Here is an 18,831-nt window from a genome sequence, read left to right as displayed (position 1 = left end):
ATACCAGCGTAATGAAAAAAATTATAACAGCTGCATTATTAGGCCTTTCGCTTAACAGCTTTGCCGACAGTTCACCTTTATGGTTGCGTTTCTGTTCTATCGCGCCAGACGGACAAACTATTGCCTTTTCGTATAAAGGCGATATATTTTCGGTTCCCGTAAATGGTGGAACAGCAAAACAACTTACTACTAATCCAGCATACGATGCTTACCCCGTCTGGAGTCCCGATGGGCAAAAAATTGCTTTTGCTTCCACACGCGAAGGTAGTATGGATATCTATTTAATGGATAAAAATGGGGGCGTTCCCAAGCGTTTAACTACTAATAGTGGCAGCGAAATACCCATGGCGTTTACCGATAATGACCACATCTTGTTTTCATCGGCTATTATGCCTACCGCAAAATCTATATTCTTTGCTTCAGGTACATTCCCACAAACCTACGAAGTTGATGTCAATGCAAGCCGTCCTCGCCTATATTCGCCCATGACTATGTGCGATGCGAACGTAAGAAGTAATGGCGATATTCTATATCACGATGTAAAAGGCTACGAAGACAATTTCCGTAAACACCATCGTTCGCCTGTAACACGCGATATTTGGCTTTATAGCAAAGGAAACTATACCAAGCTTACCGACTTTAATGGGGAAGACCGAACGCCTGTATGGGCTGCAAACGACAATGCTTACTATTATTTAAGCGAAGAAGACGGAACTTTCAATGTTTATAAACGCAACATTGATGGCAGTGGCAAGAAACAGCTTACGTTCCATAAACAAAATCCCGTACGTTTTCTTACGGCAGCAAGCAATGGTACAATGTGCTACGGCTACGATGGCGAGATATATACGCTTAACGAGGGGCAACAACCAAGGAAGGTTGAAATAAATATTGTTGCCGATAAAATAGACAAGGACCTTATACGCCAGGTACGTTCATCGGGCGCAACCGAAATAAAGCTCTCGCCAAAGGGAAAAGAAATTGCATTTGTATTGCATGGTGATGTTTACGTAACCTCGTTAGACTATCAGACAACCAAACAAATAACAAACACTGCAGAACAAGAACGCGATATAGACTTTGCTCCAGACGGAAGAAGCATTGTATATAGCTCGGAGCGTAATGGAATTTGGCAGATTTACGAAACTAAAATTAAGAACAAGGCAGAGAAAAACTTTACCTATGCAACCGAATTAGTAGAGGAACGTCTGACAAATACCAACCAAACATCGCAGATGCCACAGTATAGTCCTGATGGAAAAAAGGTGGCTTTCTATGAAAACCGGGCATCGTTAAAGGTTTTAGACCTTAAATCGAAAGATGTAACAACAGCTACCAATGGGAAAGATTTGTATTCTTACAGCGATGGCGATATATGGTTTTCGTGGAGTCCGGACAGCCGTTGGCTCTTAACTCCCTATATGGGCAATGCTGGTTGGAACAACGTAGACATATCGCTTGTAGACGCTTCGGGCAAAAAAGCTCCTTTTAACCTTACACAAAGCGGATATAACGATAGCGGTGCCAAATGGGTACTGAAAGGCAAGGCTATGTTGTTCTTCAGCGACCGTGCCGGTTATAGAAGTCATGGAAGTTGGGGCGCAGAATCTGACGCTTATTTGATGTTCTTCGACCTTGATGCTTACGACCATTTCCGTATGTCGAAAGAGGAAAAGGAATTGTTTGATGAGGCAGAAAAGGAAAAGAAAAAGGACGACAAAGAAACAAAAGACGAAGAAAACAAGAAAGAAAAGATAAAACCGCTGCAATTCGATTTAGAAAACTGTCGCGACCGTATCGTACGCTTAACTGTAAATTCTTCTCGACTGGGCGATGCCATATTGAGTCCTAATGGAAACGTCCTATACTATCAGGCTGCTTTCGAAGGTGGTTACGACCTTTGGAAACACGATTTGAAAGAAAATAAGACACAAATTGTTATGAAAGAAGTTGGAGGCGGCTCGTTGGAAGCCGACAAAGACTTCAAAAATCTTTATCTTTGTGTTCGTAATGGCATTAAGAAGATAGACCTTTCTAAACAATCGAGTGCTAATGTTGGCTTTGAAGCTCGTTTCGATTATAAACCTTATCAGGAACGAGAATACATTTTCGACCACGTATGGCAACAAGTAAAAGATAAATTCTATGTGGAAGACATTCACGGCGTGGACTGGGAAGGCTATCGCAAAATTTATCAACGCTTCCTGCCTTATATAAATAATGAATACGACTTCCGTGATATGCTCGGCGAATTACTTGGCGAACTGAATGCTTCGCATACAGGTGCCCGTTACTATGGTAGCAGTCCGTCGCTGACAACGGCAACTTTAGGACTTTTCTACGATGACACATACGATGGTGATGGCTTAAAAATAGAAGAAGTTATTAAGCGTGGACCATTTACTGTGCGAAATACAGGTGTAACTGCAGGTTGCATTATTGAAAAGATAGATGGAGAACCTATACTGAAAGGTAAAGACTACAACTACTTACTTGATGGAAAAGCAGGCAAGCGAGTTATTGTTTCGGTTTATAACCCTGCAAATAAAAAACATTTCGACGTTACTGTGAAGGCTATCAGTAAAGGTATGCAGGACGAACTGCTGTACAAACGCTGGGTAGACCGTAATCGTGCCTTTGTCGATAGCATATCGGGAGGACGAATAGCCTATGTCCATGTAAAAGGAATGAACAGTCCGAGCTTCCGTACAGTATATAGCGAGCTGCTGAGTGCAGAAAACCGTGTGAAAGATGCCGTAATTGTAGACGAAAGACATAATGGCGGAGGCTGGCTGCACGATGACCTCTGCACACTTTTAAGTGGAAAAGAGTATCAAAAGTTTATACCTCATGGCAAGCATATTGGTAACGACCCATTCAACAAATGGAACAAACCATCGTGCGTATTAATTTGCGAAGACGATTATAGCAACGGAATGGGCTTCCCGCAAATTTATAAATACCTTGGTATTGGTAAGCTTGTTGGTGCGCCAATAGCAGGAACCATGACCGCCGTTTGGTGGGAAACACTTATAAATGGCATGGTTTTCGGTATTCCACAAGTAGGTTGCCAAGATATGAACGGTAGATTTGCCGAAAATCTACAACTCAATCCAGACGTTGAAGTGTATAACACACCAGCCGACTATATCAACGGCTACGACCGTCAGTTAGAAAAAGCTGTACACGAAATGATGAAGAAATAATGATGCAGGAGAAACTACATTATGCATAGATTGCCAGGCTATAAAGCAAATATAAGCAGTCTATCGTTTTCTTAATTTTCTCTTAATGCATTATCTGCAAACGAAAAGGTTTTGGATTTATTTCCAAAGCCTTTTTATCTTTCTATGATGAATTGTATTGGTACTGTACCCCACGAGTGGGATATGAACGTGCTCCACTTATGGGGTGCGAAAGCGGTTTCAGGCAAGATGAAACAACCCATAAATCAAATTCATCGGGCTCACGTTACCATACTATCTCAGGGAGATTGGAAGATGGAAGCAGAGAGAGGTTAAGTGTGGTGTAATTATTCCACAGAATGGGCTATGTGCTGGAAAGAAGAATTTGAAGCGTCAAAAGAGCGGGGAGTTGCCCAAGCAGATTTAGTGGTACTAAATTATCCATTGCAATTGAATTTCCATCTCGGATAGGGTACAACTGTCTGTTTGCTGTAATCCTGATGAAATCCGTTTGCGCTCGAAATAATGGGTACTGCCTATCTTAAATATTGTAGACAGATTTTTATTCAGATTTGTACGAACAAAAATGGAACCTCTCAACCCTTTTCCATAAAAGGCATGGAAACTAAAGCTGTAAGGCAAACTGCGTTCGTGTATATATAGGCGTGAAGCAAAGTCGGAAGTATGGAAATAGCCAATATTGGTTGACATTTTTAACCACGAAAGCGGTTGCCACGAAACAAATTCACTCAGCATGTAGCCTGTGCTATTGGTCTTATATCTATTAAAGGCAAGGTCTAACTGTGTTTTACTGTTCCATTTTAGTTGCGAGAAACTAAATGCAAGGCGTGCCCGATGCGCATATTCGTTCATCAGCCTGCTGTGATCGGCATTATCTTTCTGGCGAATTTTAAAACGATAGCGCATTAAAAACGAAATATTCCTGCGTGTATAAATTGCCGAAAGGAAGTTGTCGAAAGAGCAACTTGCCACTGAAGCTAAATAGCGAGGTTTCGGAAAGTGAGTATAGTCAGAATGGGCATTCACCGAAAGAAACCTGTTTATCGTCCAATTTACACCCAGCAAGAAACCAGTCTCGTTACGCATTTGTCCTCCTTCGCTAAAAGCATTGGCATGAAGTGCCCAATATTTAGCACCATAATATCGTTGAATGGCAGTAAAAGAAACTTGCCGTGAAGGTTGGAACGATACCGTATTTAAAGTGGCAAAAGATCCATTTCCACTTATTGCCGTTTCGCCATTTATATTCCATCGCGAATTTATATAGCCATAGCTGGCACCTATGTTCAGGAAACCGTAGCCTTGTGGATTATCAGCGCGATATTTTTGTGCAACATCTGGTTTTAACGGACGGTTGAATTGCGAATACAGTGCCGTGAGCCCAACATGAAAGCCATTGTTGTTCCATTGTAGGTTTCCTCCAAACGCTGTTTCCGAAATATTGTTTTTCCTTTCCATTTCGGCAGGTGTTCTATGATACCCCGATTTTAGCAGTGTCCGAACAGTTCCATCATCGTTCAATGTGGCATCGTTCTTACGATAAGATGTAAAAGCCGTTAGCAGTATATTGCGAGTCAAGGTCAACATGACGGCTCCGCCTTGCAAGAAATCAGCTTGGGCTCGCGAAGAATGTGGACGGATATTTGTAAAAGAACGTCCTTGCGAAAGAAGAAACATAGTTTTCCCGAAACTAAAGTCGTTGTTTATAACAAGCCCTTGTCCGAACCTTACTTTATATCGTCCTAAGACTGCCGTTTTTATGCAGCCCAATTTGCGCACGGCAGCATAAAAACTATAATAATCGTACCCTATTGTATTCTGGTCTGCAAAAAAAGGTTCGCCGCTATCTTGTGCACCAACGAAACCAGCCTGAAGATAATCGGAATACGAGAATTTATAGCGCACCGAATGTGCGTAAGGGTAGCCTAAATATCCATTTTTATCGCCCTTGCGTTCGTAGAAAGGAACTTTCGCCGTAAAAACAATATTGTGCTTTCCACGTTTCAAAATGGTAGAAGGTTTGGGAAAGTGTAGCGTCTCATCGGTTCCTATCGTTACAAAATAGCTTAACAATCTGCACCTTGTGGCATCGAGAGACTCAATCATTAATAGTTCTCCTTTCGAACGCATACCATGATATTGGTAAATGTAAGCCAAGATGTCTTCCACCTGCTTGGCAGTAAGAAATGGCAATTGTTCCAAATCTTCGCGAGTAGCCTTGTTCAAATCAATTGGTTGAGTACTTAAGCTGCATAACAGGACGTAATTTTCCTCATTCATTAGTTCTTCCTGTTCTTCTTCTGTCATCAATTCGTCGTAAAGTTGTTGCCACTCGTGTTGTTCTTGTGCATTCACTGCAAAACAAGACAAGGTAAAGATAAGCACCAATATACAGTTTCTCATATTATAAAGTTAAAAGGTTGTTTGGTACATTTATCCATCAACCACAGATGAACATTGCAGCACAAAGTTATAAGAAAATTGCTAAAACGGCAAATAAATCAACAGTAAATTAATCCTGGACTGATCATTAGACCACTAATCTATTATTTTAATGTTTATTCGATGGTATCAAGGTGATTTGAGACCGGCACAATCCTCTTCTGAATAAGCCCTAAAATCGTAACGGAGTTACGACAGTTGTCGCAACGGGGTTACGACGAATGCCGTTACGGGACAAATAAACACAGCTGTCCCCTGATACCGTAAATATCGGTATTCTGATGCTTGAAGAACGATGAGTTCGTGTATTGACAATTCGCCGGACTCACATTATTTTATATTCATAACAATGCTTTTCCTACCATTTTTTGAAAGAATGACAGGCAATCTGCCCGATAAGCAAACAAAATCTGTACAGACTTCCATAACCGAAAAACTTTAGAACATAGCAAAGCGATAGGGTGAGAAAGTCGGGGCTTGTGCATTAAAAAAAGATATGCCTACTTGTTGTGCTCACCAGATTATTTTTTATTACACTGAAACCGAACGCCTAAAAGAAATAAGCTACGGCTATTTGCCAAGAGTTATTTCTACTTTTCGACTTTACACCAATTAATTGTCCTGCCGCATTTTCTACCGTTTCAAGTACCTTTACATCAGCAGTCTTTCCCATTGCTATATTATAGTTTGCACTAATTTGCAAATGGTTCATTAACGTAATTCCAAGACCAGCATTTACACTAAAGTTGCTATTTTTTAAGGAATAGCTACTTCCTTTCGTCCACCTAAAATCTTTTTCACCTATATTTATTCCCCATTGTGGACCAGCAAAAAGAAAAGCATTGGCCATAGAGCCTAAACCTATAGAATAACGGAAGTTTACTGGAATTGCTATTTGCTGTTGTTTTACTGCCTTTTCTTGTTTTGAGGGGTCTTTTAACTTTGCCTCACGGAAATCGTAAAGCGCCGAAACATCAACTCCTAAGCCAACAATAGGAAGAGTAAATTTTACAGTAGGACCTATAAATCCACCCATACGGTTTGTTTCGCTGAAGAGGTCTGTACTAAGACGCATATCAGTTACATTCAAACCGCCTTTAATACCAAACTTAACATCTTGTGCACTTGCCGATGTTGAAATGAGCAATCCAATAGAAAGGATTGCCAAAGAGATTGCTTTTTTCATAATCTTAAATATAAAAAAGCCTGAGTAGTTTCGGATAGCAGAAACTACAAAGACTCTGAAACTATTAATTCAATATAATTAAATTCATTTTACTTAATGTCGTTGACGACGCACACTAACACGGGCGGCGCCATTAGATGTTCCTCCAGAAGAATTTGAACGGCGAGAAGAACGAGTTACAATAGTTTCTGCACTACGACGAGTACGGCGGGAACGAGCTTTTACAGTTTTTGTGTTACCTTTCGCTGCAGAAATGCTGTCCAAGCTGTCGCGTTTCTGTGTATTGCCAAAGATATTCTCTTCGAACTCTTTTAATTCGCTCTCTATCTTCTTTTGCTCTTTCGTCATGGCAGAGTCTGTTGTGCAATATTGTGCAAGCGTTCTACCGAGCATATTTGTAGTTTTGTAAATCTTTCCTTTATAGCAATTCATTGTGAAGTAATCTTCCACGCTCATTGTAGCAGCATTGTTCAGATTGCTCGTCATAATAGTCTGCTTTGAGAGAAAAGGAGCCAAATCGTCGTATTTCACCCAAAAAAGCGGGTACTTGACTTCACCATCGCCAAAATCGTCGGCACGATACATTATTGGGCAAAGTGCAATAACTTTACGATGGAAAGTAGATGTTCCTTGGTCGTAATAAGCACTTTCTTTTAGGTAATAACCTTTCACCTCAGCCGATGGAATATCACTATTGTCGAGACGAATACCACGATCTGTGCGTTCGTAATAAATATGATAATTGTCTAAGAACTGCAATGGTTTTATGCGTGCCGAATCTGTAAACACTTCATTACCATCCATTCGGTATTCGTAAGCACTAATTCCACCATTGCGAGGTCCCATCATCATTAATTTGAAGATGTAACAAAATAAATTCATCTGCGAGCCAATGGGTTCTGTCGGATAATATAACCCTGCATTGGCATCTTCCATAAGGTTAAGTTCGCGATAAATATCGCGACGCCAGACAACATCTTCTTCCATTGGAGCGGAAGTTGGGAATGAAATCTGCGCACGCGTTGTAATGGTATTCGCATTTGAACGGCTGCCCTGCTGTTGTATTCTACGACGCGCAGGCTGTGCAAAGGCACTTATTGCAACTGTGGCAACACATACTATCAAGATTATTCGTTTCATTTTCTGTATCTTTAATAATTGTTCAGACTGCGGTTACTGCCCGAGCTGTACTAATAATTAATCTCGTTTTATTTTTACTGCACTATTACTTCCATATTACGTCCGTTAAGCGTGCGGGTGGTTCCATCAGGACCATGTACAATAACATTTGTTATATAGAAACGCTTGTTACGGCTGAGATGGCGGAACTGTTCTTTTTGTTGTGTGGAGAATTGCGAACCATTGCTTGCCAACGGAACAGCATTACCCATATTGTCGAAGAAAACAGTGCGGAAACTTGTAACTGTAAATGGGATATCGAGCAGACCGTCGTCAATTGCAGCATGTATTCCAGAAGCCGACATTAAAGCTGCCTTAGATAAACTGCCACTCTTAAAGCGGTCTCCTCCCATTGCAATATAAGGTGCAGGATCTGGCAACCTGCGCACACGGAATTTATATTCGCCAATTTTTCTTCCTTTCGCAGAAACGGATATAGTTACAGGGTTACCAACCGATGTCGGACGTGCAACAAACCTACCTCCACCACGAGAAACTAACGAACCACCCGACATAGAAGCCTGAATTTCGTTCTGACCTGTATTTGGAATGCTGATGGTTATCGGATTGTCGAAACCAGCATAGAGCACGTTCATTAAATCGGCAGCTATTGTAGCCATACCTTCAAAGGCTGGTGTCTTTTGCATTCCGTCAGGACTAATATAACTTTCTGGTTTTGGTCCACCAGTTACCCAATAGTCTTGTGCGAAATTCCGGCGTATTACGTTTCCTGCAAGATCTTTTATTAACATATAACCACTAATGGTATGTTTGCCTGGTGCACCTGCTTTAAGTGTAATTTTATTGCCATGAACAAGTTGTCCGTTTACATAAACTTGTGGCTGTTGAGTAGAGTCAATTGCAGCCATTAACATTTGCGCCGTGAGTGTTTCTCCTGGATAAAGTCGTGTTTGACTTGGTACAACAAAGGCCTGTAGTTTATTAACACGTAAATCTTTTAATCCAACATTGGCAACAAGTGTGTGTAGAACTTCGCCTTCGGCATAACGAATATCGCTTTGCAACTTTGAAAGCAGTGTAACAGCAGCCGATGTTGGCATGTTTTCGAACATATATTCTTCCCAATTCTTATTTAAAGAATGGTGTGGAACAACTGTAGAAAGATTGCTTGCTATAATTTTTTTCTGTAAAGGGTCGGTAACAAAGCGAAGTATTCGTTCTCGATAACTATTTATAGCATCAAAAAGTTTGTGTCCTTGTCCTGTTCCTGGTGCCAACATAACAATTCCTGCGGCCTCAAGGTTTTCTTTATTTTTAATGTTCAGTGGGTCGCCATCTTTTCCATCAGCTTCTTTTACAATGTCTATCTTTAATTGTTGGGCGTAATTAAACAACGAATCACTCATATTCCGTACGGTTGAAGCCATTGCAAACCAAGCTTTCACCTTTTCCGGGTTCTTTTGCATCATCTGCTCAAGTTCATCAAAGATAGCCTTGTTTTCCATAGAAGAGTTTCCCGTAGTACGATTTAAACTTTCCTCAACAATAGAAAAGCCATTTAAAACTTCCGTTGAAATATTCAATGCAAGCATTGCCATAAGTACGACGTACATTAAGTTAATCATCTTTTGGCGTGGGGAAACTTTTCTTTTTATAATTGCCATATAAATATCTTTCTATTAATATGTCTGCTTGTCTGCTGCATCTACATACCTTATTTGCTATGATGACATAAACAGATTTTACGATTTAGACATCTGGACGTACTTTAAATTTCATTCTTCTGGTACAGATTGCGATGAAACATTAGGCGATGCAACACGCATATTCACGGTCATTGCCTCTATCATTCGTGCATATACTTTGTTAAGTTGCTCAATTTGTTGTGCCATCTTCCGAGTTTGGTCGTTAATCTGGTCGATTGTTCCAATCTGCTGGCTCGCGCCTTTCAATTGCATTTCGTAAACTTTAGTAATGCCCGTAAGGGTTCTATTCAGATTTTCCATTTCTTCACTATCGCGAGTAAGACGTTGGCTTTGGTCGTTTACTCTTCCTAACATTTCGGTCAAACTCTTTAATGCATCAACATAATTGGTTTGTGCCTCAACCATCTCAGGTGTCTGTTGTTCTGCATTCGCTATAATTTGACTTTGCTGATTAACTACTGCAGCTGCAATTTTATCCGCCGATGGAATTGTCTGGCGAGCAATATCTTCTACAACAGAATTAACAGAAGATATAGGTTGGTGCATTGTAGATACTGCTTCTTGTGCTTTTGTCTCAACACTTTCTCCATCTTCCTCGTCCTCTTCAAAATGAACAGGTATTTCTTTTCCATCGTCAGTTTTGTCGAAAGGACGGTCAAAAGCCGATAAGAAAAACACTATAACTTCGGTCCCCATACCTAAAAACAACCAGATATTTGCTCCAGGAAGGTGGGTTAGTTTAAACAATGCACCTAAAATGACTATTGATGCTCCCCAGCTATAACCGTAGTTTAGGAATGTTTGTCCTGCAACTGTATCAATCCACTTTTGCAGACGATATATAATATTGTATTTGCTATACTGTGTCATTGTATTTTTTATTTTGTTTTTCTTTTCTTTGTACTTTTCTTCGCCTCTTTTGCAGCTGTGCTTGAAGAACTTGCCAAGCTACGTACACAACGGAAACCGATGTAACTACGTGGCTGATTTTGATATTCCCACGTACGCCATGCACTGCGGATATAACTTTCTGGGTCTTTCCAACTACCACCACGCACACTTTTTTTCTTTAATCTATATGGATCTTCTTTTGCTGCCTTGTATTCCAATTGTGGATTTAGGTCGTTCATAGCCTTTACTCCGGCTTCAGTATAAACTGTACCAGTCCATTCTGCCACATTACCTGCCATATCGTATAATCCATTTGAATTCGCACTATAAATTCCCACCCTACTGGTAATCAGGTTTCCATCTTTTGTATAGTTGCCTCTATCTGGTTTGAAATTTGCATAGAAACAGCCATTACCATTCTTTACATCTTGGTTTTCCCATGGAAATTCATCTTGATTTTTCCCACGTGCTGCATATTCCCATTCAGCCTCTGTGGGTAAACGATAGCGTTGAACAAAACGGGCTTCTTTCCCTAAGCCCTTCAGTAAATATTCCGTACGCCATGCACAGAAAGCATTTGCTTGTTCCCATGTAACGCCAACAACCGGATAATCGTTGTATGTCGCATTGCTGAAATAGTTGCGTAAATAGGTTTCATTATCCGAATTTCTAAAGTCGTTTACCCAGCAAGTTGTATCTGGATACACATTTACAATATATGTGTTTAGAAAATCCCATGCTCCCGATAATGGGCGGTTGATAGTTTCTCTGTGTATTTTCCCCTCATCGTCTACATATGCAGTATCTTTCGAAATCATAACAACTTCGTTGGGATCTACTTCTATATCTGTATTTAAATTACGTTCTGATGGGTTTAAGCGATTGCGACGAAGTGCCGCTGCAGTATAATCGTATATTTCGTAACGATAATTTAGTTGTTTTACATCGAGATTTTTTTCACCTGTGGCTGGATTTATAGTATATAAACTCTCAAAAGCCCGTTGTTCGTCTTCATTGGGTTTACGTGGTAGTCGTTTATTCCAATTTAGGTGTGGGGTTACAGGATTTCCGTTTTTATCTTCAGTTATCATATATGTTTCATCGCCTCCGTATGCAGGGTCTGCAAGACGAGTTCGAAGAATAGAATCGCGTACCCATTCTACAAATTGTTTATATTTAGAGTTTGTAACCTCTGTTTCGTCCATCCAAAAGCCATCTACAGATATATCTTTCACTGGTGTTGCTTTGCCCCAAAGACTGTCTTGGTCGGTAAGTCCCATCTTTAGCCAGCCTCTTTTAACCAAAGTCATACCATAAGGAGTAGGTTCGCGGAACGATTTTCCCCTACCAACACCTGTAACTTCGCCTCCTTTGCCTGGCACTGAAGCCGATTTCCCGGCAAAGCAGCCAGAAAGTGTGCCAAGCATAATAATACCAAGACAAAGATTTAATATGTTCTTCTTCATTTTCATTCTTGTTTTCTATAGAAATCTTACGCTTTTATGTTTATTTCTTCCTTTCTTTTGCAGGTTTATATCGGTTTGATAGCTCACAATTAATTCGTGACTACCGTTGCCGAAATCGGCAGAGCCTGTGTACATTTCGTAGCTGTAACCAACGTTTATTCCATGGAAGCTCCCTCCTACGTATGCTGTTACAGAATTCCCGGGACTATAAGAGAGTCCGCCATACAGCTCTTTTTTCTCGTTTGTATAAACTAATCGTGCGGTTATATCTGCCCGATAACCATTTCCATCGTAGCGTGCCATAACGGAAGTTGGTATAGTAAGAAACGGATTTCTTAACTTTATATTGTATCCGCCCGTTAAATAATAGGTTCTATCTATTTGCAGTTCGTTCTTCTCACCTAATTCAACAAGTGGGGCATTAAGATGTTGCACAGATGCACCTACATACCAATTATTATGTATATAATAAAGTCCGAAACCCATATCCAAACTCTGCCCATTTACTTCTGTTCGTGCAAAAGCTGGGTCGGTAGCATCTTCCACATCTATTTTCGAACCGTCGAATTTCTCTAATAGCAATCCTAATTGTACACCTACCGATAACATTCCTTTAAAAATATTTTTGCGAAAAGCATATTGTCCTGCAACACGCTGGTGAGCAAAAAGACCGATTTTGTCGTTCAGTATCGATACACCTACACCGTGATATTGCTTCATAAAATATAGAGGCATGCTTGCACCAACATACATTACTCGTGGATTATTCTTATAGCCTGCAAAGTCTAAGGCGTATGCGCCTACTACGTTTAGGTGATTTTCTTTTCCAACAGATGCAGGATTGTAGTAGGGTTCCATTTCCCAGTAATGACTGAAAGCTACATCGTACTGCGCCAATGCTATTGCACTGGAGAAAATATAGATCCCTATTATGAATATTAAACGTTTAAACACGTATGTATAACGATTGTTTTTCTGTATTATTGCATTTTCCATTAAGGTATATTCTATAAACTATCTTTGCAGAATTTATAGTATGAGTCTAAAAACAAGACTACAAAACGTAACAGACAAAAACAACCCACCATATATTTGATAATGGTGAGCTGTCCTGATTATTTTTGTTTACTAATTAATATTCATCTTCGTTCCACAAGAAGTCGTCTTTAGATGGATAATCGGGCCATATGTCTTCAATGCTATCATAAACTTCACCCTCATCTTCTATTTCCTGAAGATTTTCTAACACTTCTAATGGAGAGCCTGAACGAATAGCATAATCAATAAGTTCCTCTTTTGTTGCTGGCCATGGTGCGTCTTCCAGCTTCGATGCTAATTCCAATGTCCAATACATAGGCTTACATATTTTAAATTTCAGTTTATTTTGCGTGCAAAAATACTATTTTATTTTCTATTTGCAAGGGTTTTGCCATATTTTTTCGGCAACTTTTTCGATATTGTTTAAATAACGCGAAAGAATAAAAAAGTAGTCTGACAGTCGGTTTATATATGCCAGCAGGTTCTTGTCTACTTCCGAAGTTTCGTCTAAAGCTATAATTAATCGTTCGGCACGTCTGCAAACTGTACGGCAAACATGAGCAATTGCTGCAGAACGACTACCACCAGGTATAACGAAACTTTTAAGTTCGGGAATCGCTGCCTGCATTCTGTCGATGGCTTTTTCAACATTTTCAATGAGTTTATTGGTTACAACCGATTCTTTTAGCTCCTTTTTAAAATTGTCGCCCATAGCCAGATTGCAACCTATATTAAACAGGACGTTTTGCATTTCTGTCAACAGGTCTATGGTTTCTTGCTCCTCAATATAGGTAACAAGTAGCCCTATGAAAGAGTTTAATTCGTCTACTGTTCCATAAGAATTAATACGAATATCGCTCTTCTTCACTTTCGTTCCTCCAATCAAACTGGTTATTCCTTTATCGCCAGTCTTTGTATATACCTTACTCATATTGTGTTGTTTTATTAGAAATTTATTATATAGTTCTGTTTAGGGCGCTTGTCAAAAAAAGCAATACCTATATAATATAGGTCGAACGAAAAACTTACACGTTCATCGTCTACTATTTCTTGCCAAAAAGCTTTTGCTTCTGCTGTTTGTTTTATATTGTCTACCATAACAAAACTTTGTTCGTTTATGGCTATTCGTAATCTTTCGTAGAATGTTTTACTTTGCTTGCAGGCTGTAAGGAAATAAATATCTGTATCGTTGGGCGTAGTCTCCGCATCGATTTTGCCCCATTTATCAGCTGCTTGTATCAACGTCGTGCTGCAAGCTGCCTTTATATACGCTTCGTAGCGCGATATTTTTGTAGGACAAAAGCAAAACTTATTGGCTTGGACAAAGCGATTTATCCGATACAACAATCGAGCTTTCTTGCGTTCTGTCAAATTTAAATTAACGTCTTCCTTTACTTCTGCATAAATTGGATAGGAAGTGTGGTCGTTTATCACCTTCCTATCAAACGAAAAAGCTGATGGCGACTGTATTCCAAACCCTTGAATGTATTTCATTCGTTGTAACCAGACACACAAGGCTTTTAGCTTATATGGCAGAATATTTCGTTGTATCATTACAATAGTGCTACAAACTTACGCAAAAATAATGAATACAGAAAATATAAACTGCTTTTTTGAAAGTATAACAATTCTTGCAATAGAAAGGATGGTATCTTTAGGTATATAAATATCACTATGAGATTTCTCCAAGAGTGAAGGCGCTAACTTCGGCTTAGAGGTTCTAAGCGATCTTCAGAACAGAGGTGTCCGGGATATACTGATATGCTGCATTGATGGTCTGAAAGGCTTCCCTGATGCCATACAGAGCGTATTCCCCGATACAAGTGTCCAACTCTGTATTGTCCATCAAATACGCAACTCTATCAAGCACATTGGCAGTAAGCATCAAAAGGAGTTCCTCCGTGACCTTAAAACAGTATATGGTGCCGTTAGCAAAGAGACTGCAGAAACACAGTTGGACATACTCGACAGCAAGTGGGGAGAAACGTATCCCATCGTCATAAAATCATGGTGTGACAACTGGGAACGTCTTACGGAACACTTCCAGTATACACCTGCGATACGTAAGCGATATACACCACCAACACCGTTGAAGGCTACCACAGACAAGTACGTAAGGTAACAAAGAACAAAGTAGCTGTGTCCAGTCGGCTCCATGCTTCCTCAATATAGCATGATACCCCTAAAATGGTATGGTAACGTAAGTCCGACGAATTTATGAGTTGTTCCATTTTGTCTGAAACCGCTTTCGCACTCCATAAGTAGCATACGTTCATACTCCACTCGTGGTATAATAGGACATTTTAAGGGACGACTATTTACGCTGATGAAATAACAAGACCATTCCTAAAGAAAGGCACTTGCCTCATTCCTCTCATTCAAAGAAAGGAAATCCGTCCTGCCTTACACAGCCCCCACCCGAAAACCATGCAGGCGCAAGGAGCCTGAACACTTATCCCAGGGAAAACAAAAAGACCCTGACTACTTCCGTAATCAGGGCCCATATCAAAAAAGGCAGCTACCTACTCTCCCGCATTGCATTGCAGTACCATCGGCGCAACCGGGCTTAACTTCTCTGTTCGGAATGGGAAGAGGTGGAACCCCGACGCAATGACCACCCGAAAAATTCGCAGGCGTGCCGGAATGCACGCCGTAAGGGTGACCGTGACACGGGCAAGAGAAACTGTTTCTAAAGGCATAGAGACACTGCCGCAAGCAAGGGCAGGCGGAATGAAAGCTTCGGGCTATTAGTAGTGCTCGGCTGTGACGTCGCCGTCTATACACCTGCACCCTATCGACGTCATCGTCTGTGACGACCCTAATGAGGAGTTCTAATCTTGCGGAAGGCTTCGCGCTTAGATGCTTTCAGCGCTTATCCATGCCAGACTCGGCTACCCGGCGGTGCACCTGGCGGCACAACCGGCAGACCGGAGGTCTGTCCACCACGGTCCTCTCGTACTAGTGGCGGAACCACGCAAAACTCCAGCGCCCACGATAGATAGAGACCGAACTGTCTCACGACGTTCTGAACCCAGCTCGCGTGCCACTTTAATGGGCGAACAGCCCAACCCTTGGGACCTTCTCCAGCCCCAGGATGTGACGAGCCGACATCGAGGTGCCAAACCACCCCGTCGATATGAGCTCTTGGGGGGGATCAGCCTGTTATCCCCGGAGTACCTTTTATCCTTTGAGCGATGCAGTTTCCATACACGTGCACCGGATCACTATGCCCCAGTTTCCTGCCTGCTCGGCATGTCTGCCTCCCAGTCAAGCGCCCTTATGCCATTGCACTCAATGAGGCCGGTTACCAATCGGCCCGAGGGCACCTTTGGAAGCCTCCGTTACGCTTTTGGAGGCGACCACCCCAGTCAAACTGCCCACCAAGCAGTGTCCCCGCAACGGCGGGTTAGACCCCGGACAGCCAAAGGGCCGTATTTCAAGGATGGCTCCACGAACACTGGCGTGCGCGCTTCGAAGCCTCCGGCCTATCCTACACATCGGATGACCAAGGTCAGTGCTAAGCTGCAGTAAAGGTTCACGGGGTCTTTTCGTCCCATCGCGGGTAATCGGCATCTTCACCGATACTACAATTTCACTGAGATCATGGTTGAGACAGCGTCCGGATCATTACACCATTCGTGCAGGTCGGAACTTACCCGACAAGGAATTTCGCTACCTTAGGACCGTTATAGTTACGGCCGCCGTTTACCGGGGCTTCAATTCAGGCCTTCGACCGAAGTCTGAGCCCTCCTCTTAACCTTCCGGCACCGGGCAGGTGTCAGGCTGTATACGTCATCTCGCGAGTTTGCACAGCCCTGTGTTTTTGTTAAACAGTTGCCTGGACCTATTCTCTGCGCCTCGTAAAAAACGAGGACCCCTTATCCCGAGGTTACGGGGTCAGTTTGCCTAGTTCCTTAACCATGAATCTCTCAACGCCTCAGTATGTTCTACCCGACTACGTGTGTCCGTTTGCGGTACGGGTTGCCCAAACATTGAGCTTAGCGGATTTTCTTGGAAGTATGGTTACCTGTGCTGTCGGTCCGCCCCGGGGGGAGGACCGTACTATCGGCCATCAGCTCTGGGTGTGGATTTGCCTGCACCCATCACAGCCTAAAGCCTTCAACGCCCATGTCCGTAAGGGCGCGACAGTGTCACTGCTCCGTCTCCGCGTCGCTGAATGGGCAAGTCACGGAATGTTCACCGTGTATGCCATCGCCTTCGCCGTTCGGCTGGGACTTAGGACCCGACTGACCCCGGGCTGACTGGCATCGCCCGGGAAACCTTAGTCTTGCGGCGAGGGGGAATCTCACCCCCTTTATCGTTACTCATACCTACATTTGCTTTTCCATGCGCTCCAGGATCTGTCACCATCACCATTCTGCGCACATGGAATGCTCCCCTACCGATACTTTATATATACAATGCTATCCCGCGCCTTCGGTATCTGACTTCATACCCGATTATTATCCACGCCCGGACCCTCGACCAGTGAGCTGTTACGCACTCTTTGAATGAATGGCTGCTTCCAAGCCAACATCCTAGCTGTCACCGGGACCAGACTTCGTTAGACTAACTTAGACAGAATTTCGGGACCTTAGACGACGGTCAGGATTCTTCTCCTCTCGGGGACGGACCTTAGCACCCGCCCCCTTACTGCACGACTACGGTCCGTGAGCATTCGGAGTTCGTCAGGTCGCGACAGGCGGTGAAGCCCTCTTGACCTATCGGTCGCTCTACCTCTCACGGAGAACATCGCACGCGGCACCTAAATGCCTTTCGGGGAGTACGAGCTATCTCCAAGTTTGATTGGCCTTTCACTCCTACACTCAACTCATCGGGAAGCTTTTCAACGCTTATCCGTGCGGTCCTCCATTCCGTGTTACCGGAACTTCAACCTGGTCAAGTGTAGATCACTTGGTTTCGCGTCTACCCCACCCAACTGAACGCCCTCTTCAGGCTCGCTTTCACTGCGGATACGGGGCTGAGCCCCTTAACCTCGCTGGGCATGGTAACTCGTAGGTTCATTATGCAAAAGGCACGCCGTCACATACAGGAATATGCTCCGACCGCTTGTAGGCGCATGGTTTCAGGAACTGTTTCACTCTCCTAATCGGAGTGCTTTTCACCTTTCCCTCACGGTACTGGTACACTATCGGTCTCACGGGAGTATTTAGCCTTGCCGGATGGGCCCGGCAGATTCACGCAGAATTACTCGTGCTCCGCGCTACTCAGGATACCACTACGCCCCATCATGCTTCGGATACGGGACTGTCACCCGCTACGGTTGAACTTTCCAGAACATTCTCCTCACACCAGGGTACGACGGCGTGGTCCTACAACCCCCGCCGCGCATTGAAACGCAGCGGGTTTGGGCTACTCCCCGTTCGCTCGCCACTACTGGGGGAATCATTAAGTTATTTTCTTTTCCTGCAGGTACTAAGATGTTTCAGTTCCCTGCGTTAGCCTCCTGAACAAAAAACAGGATAGCACTCCTTCAGAGTGCTGGGTTGTCCCATTCGGAAATCCCCGGATCAGAGATTGCTTGCATCTACCCGGGGCTTATCGCAGCTTGACACGTCCTTCATCGCCTCCGTGAGCCAAGGCATCCGCCATGCGCCCTTCATTACTTTCCATTCATGCGGCATGCAAAAGAACACATGGCCATACGGCCATGCGGCATGCCCATGCTCATACTTTCAGCTGTATCTTGATATCTATGCGCTTGCTTCCCAGAAAAGAGGGAAGAAGCTAATTTA

At 42.6% G+C, this 18,831-nt stretch carries 12 protein-coding genes, 2 rRNA genes and 2 pseudogenes; 4 read left to right on the top strand and 12 right to left on the bottom strand.

What is annotated here, in order from left to right:
* Positions 1-11: 11 nt before the first annotated feature.
* The 3 genes and pseudogenes from RDV52_RS05240 to RDV52_RS11250 form a co-directional block, all read left to right on the top strand.
* A complete protein-coding gene (locus RDV52_RS05240; RefSeq protein WP_004366674.1) occupies positions 12-3,206 on the top strand; it encodes a S41 family peptidase in 3,195 nt (1,064 codons plus the stop codon).
* Between the two features lie 144 nt (positions 3,207-3,350).
* Positions 3,351-3,521, top strand: a complete 171-nt coding sequence (locus tag RDV52_RS05235; protein ID WP_004366675.1) for a hypothetical protein — start codon at positions 3,351-3,353, stop codon at positions 3,519-3,521.
* Positions 3,470-3,617: pseudogene (locus RDV52_RS11250) on the top strand (IS256 family transposase); the annotation flags it as partial. The gene RDV52_RS05235 and the pseudogene RDV52_RS11250, both read left to right, overlap by 52 nt.
* On the opposite strand, the gene RDV52_RS05230 reads toward RDV52_RS11250, so the two are convergent.
* From RDV52_RS05230 to RDV52_RS05185, 10 genes are all read right to left on the bottom strand, one after another.
* Positions 3,618-5,609: a helix-hairpin-helix domain-containing protein gene (locus RDV52_RS05230; protein ID WP_004366676.1), complete on the bottom strand. Its 1,992-nt coding sequence runs from the start codon at positions 5,607-5,609 to the stop codon at positions 3,618-3,620.
* A 589-nt stretch (positions 5,610-6,198) separates the two neighbouring features.
* Positions 6,199-6,834: a porin family protein gene (locus RDV52_RS05225; protein WP_004366677.1), complete on the bottom strand. Its 636-nt coding sequence runs from the start codon at positions 6,832-6,834 to the stop codon at positions 6,199-6,201.
* Positions 6,835-6,927: 93 nt separating this feature from the next.
* Positions 6,928-7,974: a type IX secretion system ring subunit PorN/GldN gene (gene porN / locus RDV52_RS05220; RefSeq protein ID WP_004366678.1), complete on the bottom strand. Its 1,047-nt coding sequence runs from the start codon at positions 7,972-7,974 to the stop codon at positions 6,928-6,930.
* A 74-nt stretch (positions 7,975-8,048) separates the two neighbouring features.
* Positions 8,049-9,638 (bottom strand): type IX secretion system motor protein PorM/GldM, encoded by a 1,590-nt coding sequence (gene porM, locus RDV52_RS05215; RefSeq protein WP_004366679.1) that lies wholly within the window; start codon positions 9,636-9,638, stop codon positions 8,049-8,051.
* Positions 9,639-9,749: 111 nt separating this feature from the next.
* On the bottom strand, positions 9,750-10,550 hold the full coding sequence (gene porL / locus RDV52_RS05210) for a type IX secretion system motor protein PorL/GldL (RefSeq protein WP_004362630.1): 801 nt from the start codon (positions 10,548-10,550) through the stop codon (positions 9,750-9,752).
* An 8-nt stretch (positions 10,551-10,558) separates the two neighbouring features.
* The gene (gene porK / locus RDV52_RS05205; protein WP_004366680.1) at positions 10,559-12,043 is read right to left on the bottom strand and encodes a T9SS ring complex lipoprotein PorK/GldK; all 1,485 of its coding nucleotides are present in this window, start codon (positions 12,041-12,043) and stop codon (positions 10,559-10,561) included.
* A 9-nt stretch (positions 12,044-12,052) separates the two neighbouring features.
* Positions 12,053-12,991, bottom strand: a complete 939-nt coding sequence (locus RDV52_RS05200) for a PorP/SprF family type IX secretion system membrane protein (RefSeq protein WP_088399043.1) — start codon at positions 12,989-12,991, stop codon at positions 12,053-12,055.
* A 178-nt stretch (positions 12,992-13,169) separates the two neighbouring features.
* On the bottom strand, positions 13,170-13,391 hold the full coding sequence (locus RDV52_RS05195) for a DUF2795 domain-containing protein (protein ID WP_004362633.1): 222 nt from the start codon (positions 13,389-13,391) through the stop codon (positions 13,170-13,172).
* Positions 13,392-13,448: 57 nt separating this feature from the next.
* Positions 13,449-14,006 (bottom strand): cob(I)yrinic acid a,c-diamide adenosyltransferase, encoded by a 558-nt coding sequence (locus tag RDV52_RS05190; RefSeq protein WP_004366681.1) that lies wholly within the window; start codon positions 14,004-14,006, stop codon positions 13,449-13,451.
* Positions 14,007-14,020: 14 nt separating this feature from the next.
* A complete protein-coding gene (locus tag RDV52_RS05185) occupies positions 14,021-14,569 on the bottom strand; it encodes a hypothetical protein (protein ID WP_223381161.1) in 549 nt (182 codons plus the stop codon).
* 190 nt (positions 14,570-14,759) lie between these two features.
* Here RDV52_RS05185 and RDV52_RS05180 point away from each other — a divergent pair.
* Positions 14,760-15,214: pseudogene (locus RDV52_RS05180) on the top strand (IS256 family transposase); the annotation flags it as partial.
* Positions 15,215-15,584: 370 nt separating this feature from the next.
* On the opposite strand, the gene rrf reads toward RDV52_RS05180, so the two are convergent.
* Together rrf and RDV52_RS05170 are read right to left on the bottom strand one after the other, a co-directional pair.
* Positions 15,585-15,697: ribosomal RNA gene (rrf, locus tag RDV52_RS05175) — 5S ribosomal RNA — on the bottom strand.
* Positions 15,698-15,803: 106 nt separating this feature from the next.
* Positions 15,804-18,708, bottom strand: a 23S ribosomal RNA gene (locus RDV52_RS05170).
* Positions 18,709-18,831: the final 123 nt, after the last annotated feature.

The organism is Prevotella nigrescens (assembly GCF_031191185.1).
GTDB classification, from domain to species: Bacteria; Bacteroidota; Bacteroidia; order Bacteroidales; family Bacteroidaceae; genus Prevotella; species Prevotella nigrescens.
This window is presented reverse-complemented; position numbering and strand designations above follow the sequence as displayed.